Below are 16187 nucleotides of genomic sequence, written 5' to 3'. Positions count from 1 at the left end.
TCCTTTCTAATCAGTCGCCCAGAGCCACCATCAGCACCGCCACGTCGGCGGGGCTGACGCCGGAGATGCGGCTGGCCTGGCCCAAATTCAACGGTCGGATGGTTTGCAGTTTCTGACGGGCCTCCAGACGCAGGCCGGTCATGTTGGCGTAGTCCAGGTCCGGCGGCAGAGGCCGGCCCTCCAGCCGGCGCATCTCCTCCACCTGCCGGAGCTGCTTTTCGATATAGCCCTGGTATTTCACGGCGATCTCCACCGCCTCGGCCTCCGCTTGGGAAAGCGCCGGGCGCTGGGGGTCAAAGGGGGCCAGATCCGCGTAACTCACCCGGGGCCGCCGGAGAAGGTCCGCCAGCCGGGCCCCGTTGGGCACCGGCGGCTCCCCCCGCTGCTCCAGGAGGGCATTCAGCTCCGGGGAGGGAGCTGCGCCGGTGTGCTCCAGGCGCTTGCGCTCCTTCTCCACTGCGGCGTACTTGTCCAGCACCTTGCGGTACCGCTCGTCGCTGACCAGGCCTACCATGTGCCCCACCGGGCACAGGCGCTGGTCAGCGTTGTCCTGCCGGTGGAGGAGGCGGTACTCGGTGCGGGAGGTCATCATGCGGTAGGGCTCGTTGGTGCCCTTAGTGACAAGGTCGTCGATGAGGACGCCGATATACCCCTGGTCCCGGCCGATGACCATGGGCGGGCGGCCCAAAATTTTCAGCGCCGCGTTCACCCCGGCCACGAAGCCCTGCACCGCCGCCTCCTCGTACCCGGAGGAGCCGTTGAACTGCCCCGCGCCGTAGAGGCCGGGCACGCTCTTGCACTCCAGAGTGGGGAGGAGGGCGGTGGGGTCGATACAGTCGTACTCGATGGCGTAGGCCGCACGGGTCATCTCAGCGTGCTCCAGGCCGGGGATGGTGTGGAGCATAGCCACCTGCACGTCCTCCGGGAGGGAGGAGGAGAAGCCCTGGATGTAGAGCTCCTCGGTGTCCAGGCCCATGGGCTCGATGAAGAGCTGATGGCGCTCTTTGTCGGCAAAGCGGACCACCTTGTCCTCGATGGAGGGGCAGTAGCGGGGGCCCACTCCCTCAATGACCCCGGAAAAGAGGGGAGAGCGGTCCAGATTGGCCCGGATGATGTCGTGGGTGCGCTGGTTGGTATAAGTGAGATGGCACACCGCCTGATTTTTCGGGGGCTCCGCCGTCTCAAAGGAGAAGGGCACCGGGGTCTCATCCCCCTCCTGAAGCTCCATTTTGGAAAAGTCCACGCTGCGGGCGTTGACCCGGGGGGGCGTGCCGGTCTTGAAGCGGCGGATGGGGAGGCCCAGCTTCTTTAAACTCTCGGTGAGAGGGAGGGCCGCCATGAGCCCGTCGGGCCCTGAGTCCCGGGTGACCTCGCCCACGATGATGCGGCCCCCCAGGTGGGTGCCGGTGGCGATGACCGCCGCCTTTACCTCATAGATGGCGCCGGTGGCGGTGCGCACGGCGGACACCGCGCCGTCCTTGGTGAGTACGTCGGTGACTTCGCCCTGCTTCACCCACAGGTTCTCCTGCTTCTCCAGGGTGTGCTTCATGATCTTCTGGTACTCCCGCCGGTCCGCCTGGGCCCGCAGGGACCAGACCGCCGGGCCCTTGCCCTTGTTGAGCACCCGGTACTGGATGCAGGCCTTGTCCGCCGCCCGGGCCATCTCGCCGCCCAGGGCGTCCAGCTCCCGGACCAGGTGGCCCTTGCCGGTGCCGCCAATGGCCGGGTTACAGGGCATGTTGCCCACCGCGTCCAGGTTCACCGTGAAGCAGAGGGTCCGCAGCCCCAGCCGCGCCGCGGCCAAGGCGGCCTCGATTCCCGCGTGGCCCGCGCCGATGACGGCGATGTCGTATTGTCCCGCGTTGTAGTCCATGGTCATTCCTCGCTCTTAGGATGGGTCTGTTTCGCACTATTATAGCAAAACCGAGGACAAATGAAAAGAGAGGAGCCCGGTAGGGTTCCTCTTCTTCTGGCTCCGGCAAAGGCCGGTGGCGTTGCCCTCGCCGGGCGGGCCGCCTGCTCGGCGGGAGCACCGCTTTCTTTGCAAAGAAAGCGGTGGGAAAGAAAGCCCAGAGGGGGGATACCCCCCTCTGGGCTCCCCCAAAGCGCATCCCGGCTTTCATTCTGCTGCGGTGGTATTTCCTTAGCATGGCGCGGCCAATTCCAGGCTTTCCGCCTATCCGGAAAGCGTTGTACCCTGGCAATATGGGCGGACCCCGAAAAGGCCGCCCTTTTGGAGGGGAGTGGAGAGGGGAACGAGAAGTTCCCCTCTCCGCCTTTTCTTTCCCCGGTTTCTTTTCCGCGAAAAGAAATCGGGCGCTGTCCGCGCAGGACGCCCGTCCGGCGAGGACAAACACCCCCAGGCTACGCCTGGGCCCGGGACAGCTTGGCATACGCCCCGTTCTTGGCCAGCAGCTCCTCATGGGTGCCCTCCTCGGCGATGCCGCTGCCGTCGATGACCACGATGCGGCTGGCGGAGCGGATGGTGGAGAGCCGGTGGGCGATGATGAGAGTGGTGCGGCCCACGGCCAGGGCGTCCAGGGCCGACTGGATGTGGGCCTCGGTGACGCTGTCCAGGGCGGAAGTGGCCTCATCCAGAATGAGGATGGGGGGATTTTTCAAAAAGATGCGGGCGATGGAGATACGCTGCTTCTGTCCGCCGGAGAGCATGACGCCCCGCTCGCCCACCTGGGTCTGGAAGCCCTGGGGCATGGCGGCGATGTCGTCATAAATCTCCGCCTTGCGGGCGGCGTCAATGATCTCGGCCTCGGTGGCGTCGGGCCGGCCATAGCGGATGTTATCGTAGATGGTGCCGGCGAAGAGGAACACGTCCTGCTGGACCATGCCGATGTGGGCGCGCAGATCGTGCTGCTTGAGCTCCCGCACGTCCTGACCGTCTACCAGCACCCGGCCCTCGGTGACGTCGTAGAACCGGGGGATGAGCTGGCAGAGGGTGGACTTGCCGCCGCCGGAGGGGCCCACCACCGCCACCGTCTCGCCGGGGCGGATGTGGAGGGACAGGTGCTCCAGCACCGGCTCGGCGGAGCGCTCATACCGGAAGGTCACGTTTTCCAGGGAAATATCTCCCTCCACATGGGTGAGGGGCCGGGCGTCGGGGGCGTCCTGGATCTCCGGCTCCAGGCGCATGAGCTCCACGAAGCGTTTGAAGCCCGCCATACCCTGCATGAACTGCTCCACGAAGGCGGAGAGCTTGCGGATGGGGGTAATGAAAGTGGTGATATAGAGGGCGAAGGTGGTGAGGTCGATGAAGTCCATCTTCCCCTGCATGATGAGGAAGCCGCCGAAGGCGATGACCAGCACCGAGAGGATGCCCATAAAGAACTCCATCCCCGCCTGGTAGAAGGCCATGATGCGGTAGTAGCCCCGCTTGGCGCCCCGGAACTGGTCGTTGGCGGCGTCAAATTTGGCACTCTCCGCCGCCTCGTTGGCGAAGGCCTTGGCGGTGCGCATGCCGGAGAGGGAGGACTCCACCTCGCCGTTGATGCCGGCCAGCTTGGCCTTGACCTCAGTGGAGGCCTTCATCATCTTCTTGCGGGTGAGGGCGGTGTAGAGAATGAAGAGGGGGATCACGGCGAACACCACCAGGGCCAGCTGCCACTGGATGGTGAGGAGGATGCAGAAGGCGCCCAGCAGGGTCACCGCCGAGATGAAGAGGTCCTCCGGGCCGTGGTGGGCCAGCTCCGTGATCTCGAAGAGGTCGCCGGTGACCCGGCTCATGAGCTGGCCGGTGCGGTTCTTGTCATAAAAGGAGAAGGACAGGTCCTGCATGTGGGAGAAAAGGTCCCGGCGGATATCGGCCTCCATCCGCACGCCCAGCAGGTGACCCCAGTAGGTGACGATGTAGTAAAAGACGCTTTTCAGCACATAGGCCGCGCCCAGGGCCGCCATGAGGGCGAAGAAGGCCGTAAAGGCCTGCCCGGGCAGCAGGGTCTGCATGGAGTAGCGGGACAGCACCGGGAAGAGGAGGTCCACAATGCAGATGAGCAGCGCGCACACCATATCCAGGGCGAAGAGCTTCCAGTGGGGCTTATAGTAGGAGGCAAAAATGCGCAGATAACCCCGGTTATCGTGTTTCCAATTCATAGTTTCTTCCTTTCTCTCGGTTCATCGGCGGAAATAGGGACTCTCCCGGTACTGGATGGCCTCGGCCAAGTGGGGCACCTCGATGTGCTCCGCCCCGTCCAAATCAGCGATGGTGCGGGCCACCCGCAAAATGCGGTCGTAGCTCCGGGCGGTGAGGCCCAGGCGCTGGAAGGCCCCCTCCATCACGGCGCGGCAATTCTGGTCCAGGGCGCAGTAGGCCTGGAGCTCTTTGGGCCCCATGTGGGCATTGCACTCCGGGCCGTCGGGGCCGAAGCGCTTGGTCTGGATGGCCCGGGCCCCCTCCACCCGCTTGCGGATGTCGGCGGAGGACTCCCCGGCGCTTTTGCGGGCAAGTTCCTCAAACTCCAGGGCCGGGACCTCCACATAGAGGTCAATGCGGTCCAGCAGAGGGCCGGAGAGCTTGCCCAGATAGCGCTTGATCTCCCCCTCGGAGCAGCGGCACCGCCCCGACGGGTGGCCGTACCAGCCGCATTTGCAGGGGTTCATGGCGCACACCAGCATGAAGCGGGCGGGGAACTCCTCGCTGGCCGCCGCCCGGGCGATCTGGACCTTGCCCTCCTCCAGGGGCTGGCGGAGAGATTCCAGAACGTCCTTGTGGAATTCCGGCAGCTCATCCAGGAACAGCACCCCGTTGTGGGCCAGGGAGATCTCCCCGGGCTTCGGGATGGGGCTCCCGCCGCCGGACAGGCCGGTGGACGAGATGCTGTGGTGAGGGGCACGGAAGGGCCGGGCCTCCACCATGGGGTGCTCCCGGCTGGTGAGGCCCATCACCGAGTGGATCTCGGTGCTCTCCAGGGCCTCCCGCTCGCTAAGGGCGGGGAGGATGGAGGGGAGACGCTTGGCCAGCATGGACTTGCCCGACCCCGGCGGGCCGATCATGGCCAGATTGTGGCCTCCCGCCGCGGCGATCTCCAGGGCCCGCTTGGCCTGGTCCTGGCCCTTCACGTCGGCAAAGTCGGGGAGAGACATACTTCCCTCCGGCGGCGTCCAGGCCGTGGCGGGGGCGAGGGGCTTCTCCCCCCGCAGGTGGGCGGCCAGCTCCTCCAGGTCGTGTACCCCGTATACCGTCAGGCCCCCGGCCAGGGTGGCCTCGGCGGCGGAGTCGGCCGGTACATATAAGGTAGTGATGCCCGCCCGGCGGGCCGCCAGGGCCATGGGCAGCATGCCCCGCACCGGACGCAGCCCCCCGGCCAGGGAGAGCTCCCCCACAAAGGCGGCGTCCGGCTCCGGGGGCGGCAGCTGCCCCCCGGCGGCCAGGATGCCCACCAGCATGGGCAGGTCGTACACCGTCCCCTCCTTCCGCCGGTCAGCGGGGGCCAGGTTCACCGTGATCCGGGACACCGGGAAGGTAAAGCCCCCGTTCTTCACCGCCGAGCGCACCCGGTTCCGTGCCTCCTTCACCGCCGCGTCGGGCAGGCCCACCACGTCGAAGGCCGGCAGGCCGTTGGAGAGGTCACACTCGGCCCGCACCTCGTATCCGGTGACCCCGTGGAGCCCCAGACTGCGCACCTGACAGAACATCGCCCATCCTCCTTTTCCCAGCGCCAGACTGGCCGGTCTTGATTCTCTATCATACTGCATCTTCACCTCTATTGCAATCAGAACCGTCAGTTCAGATATTTTAAATGCTTCTCCCAAATTTTAATCAAGATTTTTTTATCGGAAATTTGCACAGACGATTTACAAAAAGAAAGGTTGGTGTTAGAATAAAAACGCTGCTGAAAGGAAAACCACACAAGGAGGAATCGTTTCATGGCTCGTAAGCTGAAAACGATGGACGGCAATACAGCGGCCGCCCATGTATCCTACGCGTTCACCGAGGTGGCGGGCATCTACCCCATCACCCCCTCCAGCCCCATGGCCGACAACGTGGACCAGTGGGCTGCCGCTGGCCGCAAGAACATCTTCGGCACCACCGTCAAGGTCATCGAGATGCAGTCTGAGGCCGGTGCTTCCGGTACCGTCCACGGCTCTCTGGCCGCCGGTGCTCTGACCACCACCTACACCGCCTCTCAGGGCCTGCTGCTGATGATCCCCAACATGTACAAGATCGCCGGCGAGCTGCTGCCCTGCGTGTTCCACGTCTCCGCCCGTACCGTCGCCAGCCACGCGCTGAACATCTTCGGCGACCACTCCGACGTCATGGCCTGCCGCCAGACCGGCTTTGCCATGCTGGCTGAGGGTAACGTGCAGGAGGTCATGGACCTGGGCGCCGTGGCCCACCTGGCCACCATCAAGTCCCGCGTGCCCTTCATCAACTTCTTCGACGGCTTCCGGACCTCCCACGAGATCCAGAAGATCGCCATCTGGGACAACGAGGACCTGGCCGACATGGTCGACATGGACGCCGTCGAGGCCTTCCGCAAGCGCGCCCTGAATCCTGAGCGCCCCGTCATGCGCGGCTCTCACGAGAACGGCGACGTGTTCTTCCAGCACCGCGAGGCCTGCAACAAGTACTATGACGCTGTCCCCGGCATCGTCGAGGAGTACATGGGCAAGGTCAACGAGAAGCTGGGCACCAACTATCAGCTCTTCAACTACTATGGCGCCGAGGATGCCGACCGCATCATCATCGCCATGGGCTCCATCTGCGACGTGGCTGAGGAAGTCATCGACTACCTGAACGCCCACGGCCAGAAGGTGGGCCTGGTGAAGGTCCGCCTGTACCGCCCCTTCCGCGCCGACAAGCTGATCTCCGCCATCCCCGCCTCCGTGAAGAAGATCGCCGTTCTGGACCGGACCAAGGAGCCCGGCGCTCAGGGCGAGCCTCTGTACATGGACGTGGTGACCGCTCTGGCCAACGCCGGCATGGACGACATCACCGTCATCGGCGGCCGCTACGGCCTGGGCTCCAAGGACACTCCCCCCAGCAGCGTGTTCGCTGTCTATGAGGAGCTGGAGAAGGCCGAGGCCAAGCGTCAGTTCACCATCGGCATCGTGGACGACGTGACCAACCTGTCCCTGGCTGAGCACGAGTGCCCCAACACCGCTGCCGAGGGCACCATCGAGTGCAAGTTCTGGGGTCTGGGCGGCGACGGTACCGTCGGCGCCAACAAGAACTCCATCAAGATCATCGGCGACCACACCGACAAGTACGTCCAGGCCTACTTCCAGTATGACTCCAAGAAGACCGGCGGCGTGACTGTCTCCCACCTGCGCTTCGGCGACAAGCCCATCAAGAGCCCCTACTACATCAACAAGGCCGACTTCGTCGCCTGCCACAACCCCTCCTACATCATCAAGGGCTTCCCCATGGTCCGCGACGTGAAGGACGGCGGTACCTTCCTCATCAACTGCCAGTGGAGCGATGAGGAGCTGGACAAGCACATGCCCGCCGTGGCCAAGCGCTACATCGCCGAGCACAATGTCCAGGTCTACACCATCGACGCCATCGACCTGGCCGCCAAGATCGGCATGGGCAAGCGTACCAACACCATCCTCCAGTCCGCCTTCTTCGCCCTGGCCAAGGTGATGCCCGAGGCTGAGGCCATCCAGTACATGAAGGACGCCGCCACCCACTCCTACCTGAAGAAGGGCCAGGACGTGGTCGACATGAACCACAAGGCCATCGAGGCCGGCGCCACCGCCTTCAAGAAGTTCGAGGTTCCCGCCTCCTGGGCCACCGCCGAGGACAACACCGCCGCTCCCGAGCTGGCCGGTCGTCCCGCCACTGTCAAGATGGTCAAGGAGCTGCTGGTGCCCATCAACAAGATGGACGGCGACTCCCTGCCTGTCTCCGCCTTCGAGGATCACGTGGACGGCACCTTCGAGCAGGGCGCTTCCGCTTACGAGAAGCGCGGCGTGGCCGTTATGGTCCCCACCTGGGATTCCGCCAAGTGTATCCAGTGTAACCAGTGCTCCTATGTCTGCCCCCACGCCACCATCCGTCCCTACGCTCTGACCGAGGCCGAGGCCGCTGAGGCTCCCGAGTGCTCCAAGATCGTGGACATCAAGGCCGGCAAGGGCAAGGGCACTTACAAGTTCGCCATCGCTGTGTCTCCTCTGGATTGTATGGGCTGCGGCGTCTGCGCCAAGGTCTGCCCCGTGAAGGCCCTCACCATGGTGCCTCAGGAGCAGGAGTCCGAGCAGCAGAAGGTCTTCGACTACATGGTCGAGAAGGTCGCCCCCAAGGCCGACATGGAGGGCACTGCCAACCTGAAGGAGTCCCAGTTCAAGCAGCCCCTGCTGGAGTTCTCCGGCTCCTGCGCCGGCTGTGCTGAGACCGCCTATGCCCGCCTGATCACCCAGGTCTGCGGCGAGCGCATGTACGTCTCCAACGCCACCGGCTGTTCCTCCATCTGGGGCGGCCCCGCTGCTACCTCTCCCTACACCGTCAACAAGTGCGGCCAGGGTCCCGCTTGGGCCAACTCCCTGTTCGAGGATAACGCCGAGCACGGCCTGGGCCTGTATCTGGGCCAGAAGGCCATCCGTGACCGCCTGATCACCAAGCTGGAGGCCATGAACGCCGCGGAGAACACTCCCGCCGACGCCAAGGCCGCCATCCAGGCCTTCCTGGACACCAAGGAGGACGGCACCGCCAACGGCGAGGCCACCAAGGCCCTCATCGCTGTCCTGGAGAAGGGCGCCGAGGCCGGCTGCGCGGACTGCAAGGAGGTCCTGGCTGAGAAGGAGTACCTCTCCAAGAAGGCCGTGTGGATCTTCGGCGGCGACGGCTGGGCCTACGACATCGGTTACGGCGGCCTGGATCACGTCATCGCCTCCGGCGAGGATGTGAACATCTTCGTGTTCGACACCGAGGTGTACTCCAACACCGGCGGTCAGGCCTCCAAGGCCTCCAACATCGGCCAGGTGGCTCAGTTTGCCGCTGCCGGTAAGCGCGTGGCCAAGAAGTCCCTGTCCGAGATCGCCATGCAGTACGGCTACGTCTACGTGGCTCAGGTGGCCATGGGCGCCAACCCCGCTCAGACCCTGAAGGCCATCAACGAGGCTGTCAACTATCACGGTCCCTCCCTGGTCATCGGCTATGCTCCCTGTGAGATGCACTCCATCAAGGGCGGCATGACCAACTGCCAGGCCGAGATGAAGAAGGCTGTCGAGTGCGGCTACTGGAACCTGTTCCGGTTCAACCCCGCTCTGAAGGCCGAGGGCAAGAACCCCTTCACCCTGGACTCCAAGGCCCCCGCTGGCGGCTATCAGGAGTTCCTGATGAACGAGGCCCGCTACTCCTCCCTGACCCGGTCCTTCCCCGAGGTCGCCAAGGAGCTCTTCGCTCAGAACGAGGAGGCTGCCAAGGAGCGCTACGAGCATCTGACCAAGCTCGTCGAGCTCTACAAGTAAGCCATACCACCATGCACCCCGTGCCCCCACGGCACGGGGTGCATTTTTTCCACCGAAAGGAGTTGTTTTGTGGATATGAATACCTCGGAAGCCATCCGCGCCCGCCGCTCCATCCGCAAGTACCAGCCCGGCGCCCCCATCCCCGCCAAGCATGTGCAGCAGCTGCTGGAGGCCGCCATGCTGGCCCCCAGCGCGGTGAACAGCCGCCCCTGGGAGTTCGTGGTGGTGGAGAGCTCCGCCGTCAAGGAGCAGCTCATGGCCGCCCACCCCTACACCGGCATGCTGAAAACCGCGTCCCTGGCCATCGTGGTCTGCGGCCGCCCCGACCTGCAGGAGGGGAAGTGCGGCCCCTTCTGGCCCCAGGACTGCGGCGCAGCCATTGAAAACCTGCTCCTCCAGGCGGTGGAGCTGGGCTACGGCACCTGCTGGTGCGGCTGCTACCCCGCCATGGAGCGGGTGGAGGCCCTCCAGAAGATCCTGGACGTCACCAGCGTTCCCCTGGCCATCGTGGCCGTGGGCGTCCCCGACGAACAGCCCGCGCCCCGGGGTTTTTACGACCCCAGCCGGGTGAAATACCTCTAAGAGACGGCAAACCGGCCGGGAGCAGAGCTCCCGGCCGGTTTTTTAACTCAGATTTCAAATAGGTAGTGGTCATAGGCGTTGATGACCCGGGTCTCGCCCAGCATGCTCTCCCGGTGGAGGCGGTGGCCGTAGTTCAGGTGAACATGGCCGTGGAGGGCCACCGCCGGGTGGAAGCGGTCCACCAGGCGGTTAAAGACCAGGAACCCCTCGTGGGCCAGGTCCTTGGTGTCGCAAATCCCGTGGGGCGGGGCGTGGGTCACCAGAATGTCAAAGCCCCGCATGAGGCGCAGGGAGGTGTACAGCTTGAGCACCCGCAGGTTCATCTGGGCCTGAGTGTACTGGTGGGGGCCGTTGTGGTAGCGCATGGAGCCGCCCAGCCCCAGGATGCGCACCCCCTGGAAGTTGTACACCTGGTCCTCGATGCACACGCAGCCCTGGGGCGGCCTTTTTTCATAGCGGCCGTCGTGGTTGCCGTGGACGTAGAGCACCGGGGCGTGGGACAGGGTCACCAGGAAGGACAGGTAGTCCGGATTCAGGTCCCCGCAGGAGAGGATCAGGTCCACCCCCTCCACCTTGTCGGGGGTGAAGTAGTCCCACAGATAGGGGGACTCGTAGTCGGAAATGGCCAGGATCTTCACGGCGTCTCCTCCCGGTTCACACCCTGGAGGCGCACCAGCATCTGGGCCTTGGGGGTCAGTTCGTCCATCTCCGGCAGGCGGCCCTCCACATTGGAGGCCAGCCAGTTCATGGTGAGGATCTCCTCCGCGGACAGGGAGTCCCGCCCACGGTGCACCACCTGGCCGTCCTGCCGCCGCAGCGTCCCCGAGAAGGGGAGAAGGCGGTAGGAGCCCAGGGCCTCCCGCAGCAGCTCCATGAGCTGGAGGGTGCTGTCCGGCAGGGTGCGGGAGCAGATCACGTCCACCACGCCCTGATTCATGCCCCACCAGTAGTTGGTGGCTCTGCTGCCGTGGACATCGCTCTTCCAGCGGCCGTCCAGGATGCGGGACATGAGCTTTTTATACACCTCGCCCCAGCGGCACAGGGTAATGGCCCGGTTGTGGGGGGCGTAGTCCGGGGCCACCAGGCGGTCGCTGGCCAGGATGCCGTACTCGTCATTGGTGAGCATGCTCAGGTTGTCGATATAGGACACCCCCGCCGCCGTCAGGCGCTCCATATGGCCGCCCTGGGCCAGCTGGGACCACTCCAGATAGACGGTGGCCCGGGTGTTCACCATCTGTACCCCCCGGGCGAAGGCGTTGATGGAGGCGATGGTGCCGTAGGTGGGGTAGTCGGCCACATAGCCCACCTTGCCCCCCGGGGCCAGGGTGCCCGCCAGGGCGCCCTTCAAAAACTCCGCCTCGTACATGCGGGGGTAGTAGGTGCGGATGGAGGGGTGGGCGATGTTCAGCGAGCAGTTGAGGATCTTGACCTCCGGATGGGCCACCGCCGCCTTCACGCTGGCGGCGATCATGGCCGGGGTGGTGGTGAAGATCACGTCCGCCCCCTGGGCGATGGCGTCCTCCATGGCCTGGGTGACAGCGGCGTCGCCCACCAGGTCCTCATACACCAGGGTGCGCACCTGGCCGTCCATGGACAGCTCCATGGCCCGGCGGCCCATCTCGTGGGCGTGGACCCAGCCGGACACCCGGGCGTCTCCCCCGTGGAGGAAGGCCGCGCACACCGGGCCGGGGCTGCTCATGTGGATGAGGGGGCGCTTGGCCTCGGTGTCCAGCAGGAGGATCACCCCCGCCTGGTCCAGACGGTTCTCGATCTCGGCGCGGATGGACTCCAGCTCCCGGCTGATATCGGCGGGCAGCTTGTGGATGGAGTCCTGGTAGCCGAAGATGTGGAGAAAGACCAGCAGGCCCTCGGGCACCGCGTCGGGGTTGCCCCCCTTGCCCAGGAAGGCGTCCTGGAAGGTGTAGAAGAAGGAGCGGAAGGTGTAGATCTGCTCGGCGCTCCAGGAGGCGTTGTCCGGGTAGTCCAGAAGCTTGCACAGCTCCGCGTACTCCCCGGGGCGGCGGAAGGGCAGGTAGTTGATGCCGGTCAGGCGGTAGAACTGGAGGAATTCATAATAGGCCACCACCTCCGGGTCGTCGGAGGGGTCGGGGATCAGGCGGGTCACCACGCCGGGGATGCTCACCGCGCCGAAGAATTTCAGCACGCTCACCCGCTTATGGCCCTCCACCACGTAGTAGCGGTGGAGATACTCGATCGCCTTGATGGGGTCCCGGATGCCCTCGCTCAGGTGGGCGTCGCACAGATCCACCCACTTGGTGGAAAACTCGCTGCGGGTCTCGATCAGGGGGTAAAACGAGGGGGAAAAGGACAGCCGGCGGTTATCCGACTGGGTGCCCACGATGGCGTGGGCCGGGATGTCCACCACCCCCAGAAACTCCCGCCGGGTGCAGCGCTCGCACTCCTCCGGCATGACCTGAAGATAGGGGTCCTTCCCCTGGGATTGGTAAAGCTTGGCATCCTTCTGTCCCAGGCGCAGGGCCTGGTGATAGGTCTCTAATGGCATAGGTTCTCTCCCTTCTATGGCATGCGCGGGCCCTACTTGCCCACGCAGAAACGTGCAAAAATGCGCCCGGTCACGTCCTCCCGCAGATTGCGACCGGTGAGCTCTCCCAGAGCCCCCATGGCCCCCTCCACGTCCACCAGGACGGCGTCCGGGGTCATGCCCATATCCAGGCTCTCCCGGGCGGAGCGCACCGCGGAGAGGGCTCTGCCGGCGGCCTCGGCCTGCCGGGCGTTGGTGAGCAGCTCGCCCCGCTCCTGGTCGGCCCCGGCAGGGAAGCAGGCGGCGATGGCCGCCTCCAGCTCGGAAAGCCCCGCGCCGGTGCGGCTGCTGAGGAGGACGGCGTGCTCCTCCTCCGGGGGAGGGGGGACGCTGCCGGGCAGGTCAGCCTTGGTGTACACCCGGATGACGTGGGGCACCGCCGACGCCAGATCCAGAATATCGGCGTCCTCCGGGCCCAGCGGCGCGGTGGAGTCCAGCAGAACCAGGGCCAGCTCCGCCCCCTCCAGGGCGCGGCGGCTGCGCTCCACACCCAGGCGCTCCACCGCGTCGCCGGTCTCCCGGATGCCCGCCGTGTCGATGAGCCGGAGGAGCCGCCCGCCCAGGGTGCATTTCTCCTCCACGGTGTCCCGGGTGGTGCCGGGGATGTCGGTGACGATGGCCCGCTCATAGCCCAGGAGGGCGTTCAGAAGAGAGGACTTGCCCGCGTTGGGCCGCCCCACGATGGCGCAGGGGATGCCCTCCACCAGGAGCTTGCCCCGCTGGTAGCTCTCCAGCAGGGAGCAGAGGTCCCGCTCCGCGCCGGAGAGGGCCTCGTCCAGGGTGCGGGCGCTGAAGGGGTCGATGTCCTCATCGGGGTAGTCCAGCACCGCATGAAAGTGGGCGCTCACATCCACCAGCGCGTCGTACACCGCCCCCACCTTCCGGCTCAGGGCGCCGGCCAGCTGGCCTCCAGCACAGCGGGCGGCCGCCTGGGTTTCGGCGTCGATGAGGTCGGCCACGGCCTCGGCCTGCATCAGGTCCAGCTTGCCCTTGAGGAAGGCCCGGCGGGTGAATTCTCCCGGTCCGGCCTGCCGCACGCCCTGGGCAAAGAGGGACTCCAGCCCCAGGGCCAGCACCGCCGGGGAGCCGTGGCACTGCAGTTCCGCCGTGTCCTCGCCGGTGTAGCTGTGGGGGGCGCGGGACACGGTGGCCAGCACCTGGTCCACCGGCCGGCCCTCCCGGTCCAGCAGCCAGCCCAGCACCAGGCGGCGGTCCTCACACTCGGCCAGGGGCGTTCCGCCCATGGGCCGGAACACCGCCCCCGCCGCACGGATGGCCTCCGGCCCCGACAGACGCAGGATTCCCACCGCGCAGCGCACGCCGCCGGTGGCCACCGCCGCTATGGTATCTCGCATGGCACACACCTCATCTTTCCGCCGCGCCCGGGCGGCCCCTGTGAATGTGTCTATTGTATCATGCCCGCTTTCCCGGGACAAGGCCGCACCAAATGGGGAAGGGGGGCGCTTTTTGGACATTCTGCCGTTTCTTTTGGCTCATAAAAATTTTATGTTAACTAAGCTAGGTGGTTTTTCCACCGGACTTGTCCACATTCGATGTGGATAACTCGGTGGACAATGTGGAAAAGCCTGCGGCGCAAGGGCTTCTTTTCCACCACACCTCATCCAGAAGCTGGAAGGGCATGACGCCGAACCTGTCAAAACCGGATTATTTCACCGAAAACCTGTCAGTTTAATAATCTGTCTCTAGCTACTTGACATCTGACTTTGAGCACGGTACAATAACTTAAACGGTGGTCCACCTCTGGACTGCCCCGCCTGGAATCCCCGTCCGAAGGCCGTCCAAGCCCTGTCTGACGGCGTTGGGGGACCCCTCCGGGCACCTGCGCAAGATACCCGGGGCGATCCCCCGCGGATGGCCCCGACCACTTTCAAAACCAGTCCCCCGATGTGGGCGCGAAGAAACAAGGAGGCCGGATCTATGAGTATGGAAAAGAGCTATTTTGACCGAATCGCCGAATATGGACAGCTTATCGTGATCTCTGGTCCCAATGGTGTGGGTAAGAATACCGTTATTCGCCAGTATCTCCAGGAGCACCCCAACGCCCGCGAGTCCATCTCCGTCACCACCCGTGAGCCCCGCCCCGGCGAGGAGGAGGGGAAGGACTACTTCTTCATCTCCCTGAAGGAGTTCGATCAGCTGGTCCGCTCCAACGCCCTGTTGGAGTTCGTCTACTCCAAGAACATCGGTCACGGCACCCCCAAGCAGGCGGTGGAGAACAACCGCAAGGAGGGCCACAACGTCATCCTGAACGTGGACGTCATGGGCGCCATGAAGGTCCGCGCCCTCTGCCCCGACGCCACCCTCATCTTCATCGTGCCCCCCTCCTGGGAGGAGCTGGAGAAGCGCGTCCGCGCCTCCACCAAGCTGACCGATGAGCAGATCAAGGACTATCTGGAGTGCGCCCAGGAGGACATCCTCTGCGCCGGCCAGTACGACTATATCCTCATCAACGACGAGGTCAACAAGACCGTCCGCCGCCTGGATCAGATCATCCACGGCAACCGGTACAGCCGCAACAGCATGAAGGCTTTCCTGGAGAGCTACATCGAGAGCGAGCTGAAGCCCCAGTCCGACTTCGCCAACGAGATCCTGTCCATGTAAGATACCGATCCAAACGCCGCCGCGGCTATGCCGCGGCGGCGTTTTCGTCTCTCATACCCCGGCGCCTTTCCTCATATACATGCTTGTGTATCTGCAAAGGTCAGGGGAGTTGTTGCCATGTGAAGGGAAACATCGAAGAGCGGGCCACTCAGGTGGCCCTGTACCTCATCGAAGAGCGGACCACCGTCCGCGCCGCCGCCCAGATCTTCGGGATCTCCAAATCTACCGTACACAAGGACCTCAGCGAGCGGCTGCCCGGGTTCAACCGGCCCCTCTACTTACAGGTCAAGGCGGTGCTGGATGAAAACAAGGCGGAGCGGCATATCCGGGGCGGTCTGGCCACCCGCAAAAAATACCGGGGCGCGTAAGCGCCCCGGACGTCAAAAACGGGCCTCCCGGCAGCATCCGGGAGGCCCGCGCTCTCGTTCCTTTTACATCCAGCTCCACACCGCCAGCAGCAGACCGCCCGCCACCGCGATGAGGGCCGCCGTGGCCACCCCGTCCAGCAGCAGCATCAGGCGCTCCCGCCGGGTGACCGGTGCGGGGGCAGGGGAGAGCTCCTCCTCGGGCTCTTCCTCCACCGCCTGCTGCTTTTCCAGCCGGCGGCGGTACTCCTCCAGGTCCAGCACTTTTCCACCGCCGGCCGGGGTCTTGGGGACTTCGGCCCGGTGCTCCAACCGCGTCTCATAGAGCACACCGCCGCCGCTGGCCTGCTCCTCGGCCCGGGGCACACAGCGATACCGTGCTTTCAGCGTCACATACCTTGTCTCCATACGGCTCCCTCCCTGCTCTCCCGGCGCGCGGTGCAGTTGCTTCTACTAGAAAGGACGCTCCGGAGGGCCTTTTTGTTCCCGGATTTGAAAAAGAACTTTTGTTCGAGTATTAGTATACAACAGATGTTCGAGTATTGCAAGCCCTTTTTCCACCGAAACCGGCCCGGAAGGTGGAAAAAAAGAGCGGGACCCGTATGGGTCCCGCTCTTGGTACACAAACCTGT

Annotated in this window: 12 protein-coding genes; 5 read left to right on the top strand and 7 right to left on the bottom strand. The window is 64.8% G+C overall.

Annotation, left to right across the window (positions count from 1 at the left end):
* Positions 1-10: 10 nt before the first annotated feature.
* The 3 genes from mnmG to B5G43_RS11700 all read right to left on the bottom strand — a co-directional run bounded on the left by mnmG (position 11) and on the right by B5G43_RS11700 (position 5646).
* Entirely contained in the window at positions 11-1873 is a 1863-nt protein-coding gene (mnmG, locus tag B5G43_RS11710) for a tRNA uridine-5-carboxymethylaminomethyl(34) synthesis enzyme MnmG (RefSeq protein WP_087261612.1), read from the bottom strand.
* A gap of 491 nt (positions 1874-2364) precedes the next feature.
* Positions 2365-4104 carry an ABC transporter ATP-binding protein gene (locus B5G43_RS11705; protein ID WP_087261581.1) on the bottom strand — a complete coding sequence of 580 codons (1740 nt, stop codon included), beginning with the start codon at positions 4102-4104 and terminating at the stop codon, positions 2365-2367.
* A 21-nt stretch (positions 4105-4125) separates the two neighbouring features.
* Positions 4126-5646 (bottom strand): YifB family Mg chelatase-like AAA ATPase, encoded by a 1521-nt coding sequence (locus B5G43_RS11700; protein ID WP_087261579.1) that lies wholly within the window; start codon positions 5644-5646, stop codon positions 4126-4128.
* 231 nt (positions 5647-5877) lie between these two features.
* Between B5G43_RS11700 and nifJ the strand changes: the two genes are divergently transcribed.
* Together nifJ and B5G43_RS11690 are read left to right on the top strand one after the other, a co-directional pair.
* Positions 5878-9423: a pyruvate:ferredoxin (flavodoxin) oxidoreductase gene (gene nifJ / locus B5G43_RS11695; RefSeq protein ID WP_087261578.1), complete on the top strand. Its 3546-nt coding sequence runs from the start codon at positions 5878-5880 to the stop codon at positions 9421-9423.
* Between the two features lie 75 nt (positions 9424-9498).
* Positions 9499-10005 carry a nitroreductase family protein gene (locus B5G43_RS11690; protein WP_087261576.1) on the top strand — a complete coding sequence of 169 codons (507 nt, stop codon included), beginning with the start codon at positions 9499-9501 and terminating at the stop codon, positions 10003-10005.
* Positions 10006-10052: 47 nt separating this feature from the next.
* On the opposite strand, the gene B5G43_RS11685 is transcribed toward B5G43_RS11690, so the two are convergent.
* The 3 genes from B5G43_RS11685 to mnmE are packed head-to-tail and all read right to left on the bottom strand — an operon-like array spanning position 10053 to position 13923.
* Positions 10053-10643 carry a metallophosphoesterase gene (locus B5G43_RS11685; RefSeq protein ID WP_087261574.1) on the bottom strand — a complete coding sequence of 197 codons (591 nt, stop codon included), beginning with the start codon at positions 10641-10643 and terminating at the stop codon, positions 10053-10055.
* Positions 10640-12529 (bottom strand): BMP family ABC transporter substrate-binding protein, encoded by a 1890-nt coding sequence (locus tag B5G43_RS11680; protein ID WP_087261572.1) that lies wholly within the window; start codon positions 12527-12529, stop codon positions 10640-10642. The genes B5G43_RS11685 and B5G43_RS11680 overlap by 4 nt, the downstream gene beginning before the upstream one ends.
* A gap of 32 nt (positions 12530-12561) precedes the next feature.
* Positions 12562-13923: a tRNA uridine-5-carboxymethylaminomethyl(34) synthesis GTPase MnmE gene (mnmE, locus tag B5G43_RS11675; RefSeq protein ID WP_087261570.1), complete on the bottom strand. Its 1362-nt coding sequence runs from the start codon at positions 13921-13923 to the stop codon at positions 12562-12564.
* Between the two features lie 185 nt (positions 13924-14108).
* On the opposite strand from mnmE, the gene B5G43_RS17370 reads away from it, so the two are divergent.
* From B5G43_RS17370 to spoIIID, 3 genes are all read left to right on the top strand, one after another.
* A complete protein-coding gene (locus tag B5G43_RS17370; RefSeq protein WP_158097423.1) occupies positions 14109-14261 on the top strand; it encodes a hypothetical protein in 153 nt (50 codons plus the stop codon).
* A 245-nt stretch (positions 14262-14506) separates the two neighbouring features.
* On the top strand, positions 14507-15190 hold the full coding sequence (gmk, locus tag B5G43_RS11670) for a guanylate kinase (RefSeq protein WP_158097422.1): 684 nt from the start codon (positions 14507-14509) through the stop codon (positions 15188-15190).
* A gap of 119 nt (positions 15191-15309) precedes the next feature.
* On the top strand, positions 15310-15558 hold the full coding sequence (spoIIID, locus tag B5G43_RS11665) for a sporulation transcriptional regulator SpoIIID (protein ID WP_087261566.1): 249 nt from the start codon (positions 15310-15312) through the stop codon (positions 15556-15558).
* A 63-nt stretch (positions 15559-15621) separates the two neighbouring features.
* Here the strand turns inward: spoIIID and B5G43_RS11660 are convergent, their stop codons facing one another.
* Positions 15622-15963 carry a hypothetical protein gene (locus B5G43_RS11660; RefSeq protein ID WP_087261564.1) on the bottom strand — a complete coding sequence of 114 codons (342 nt, stop codon included), beginning with the start codon at positions 15961-15963 and terminating at the stop codon, positions 15622-15624.
* Between the last annotated feature and the right edge of the window lie 224 nt (positions 15964-16187).

It is taken from the genome of Flavonifractor sp. An92 (assembly GCF_002159175.1).
GTDB lineage: Bacteria > Bacillota > Clostridia > Oscillospirales > Oscillospiraceae > Pseudoflavonifractor_A.
The sequence above is the reverse complement of the archived record's forward strand: the minus strand, read 5'-3'. Positions and strand labels throughout refer to the sequence as shown.

What these genes read in the sequence shown, in the direction of transcription:
- mnmG (WP_087261612.1), bottom strand. Translation starts at nt 1,873, where the DNA reads ATGGACTACAACGCGGGACAATACGACATCGCCGTCATCGGCGCGGGC.
- B5G43_RS11705 (WP_087261581.1), bottom strand. Translation starts at nt 4,104, where the DNA reads ATGAATTGGAAACACGATAACCGGGGTTATCTGCGCATTTTTGCCTCC.
- B5G43_RS11700 (WP_087261579.1), bottom strand. Translation starts at nt 5,646, where the DNA reads ATGTTCTGTCAGGTGCGCAGTCTGGGGCTCCACGGGGTCACCGGATAC.
- nifJ (WP_087261578.1), top strand. Translation starts at nt 5,878, where the DNA reads ATGGCTCGTAAGCTGAAAACGATGGACGGCAATACAGCGGCCGCCCAT.
- B5G43_RS11690 (WP_087261576.1), top strand. Translation starts at nt 9,499, where the DNA reads ATGAATACCTCGGAAGCCATCCGCGCCCGCCGCTCCATCCGCAAGTAC.
- B5G43_RS11680 (WP_087261572.1), bottom strand. Translation starts at nt 12,529, where the DNA reads ATGCCATTAGAGACCTATCACCAGGCCCTGCGCCTGGGACAGAAGGAT.
- mnmE (WP_087261570.1), bottom strand. Translation starts at nt 13,923, where the DNA reads ATGCGAGATACCATAGCGGCGGTGGCCACCGGCGGCGTGCGCTGCGCG.
- gmk (WP_158097422.1), top strand. Translation starts at nt 14,507, where the DNA reads ATGAGTATGGAAAAGAGCTATTTTGACCGAATCGCCGAATATGGACAG.
- B5G43_RS11660 (WP_087261564.1), bottom strand. Translation starts at nt 15,963, where the DNA reads ATGGAGACAAGGTATGTGACGCTGAAAGCACGGTATCGCTGTGTGCCC.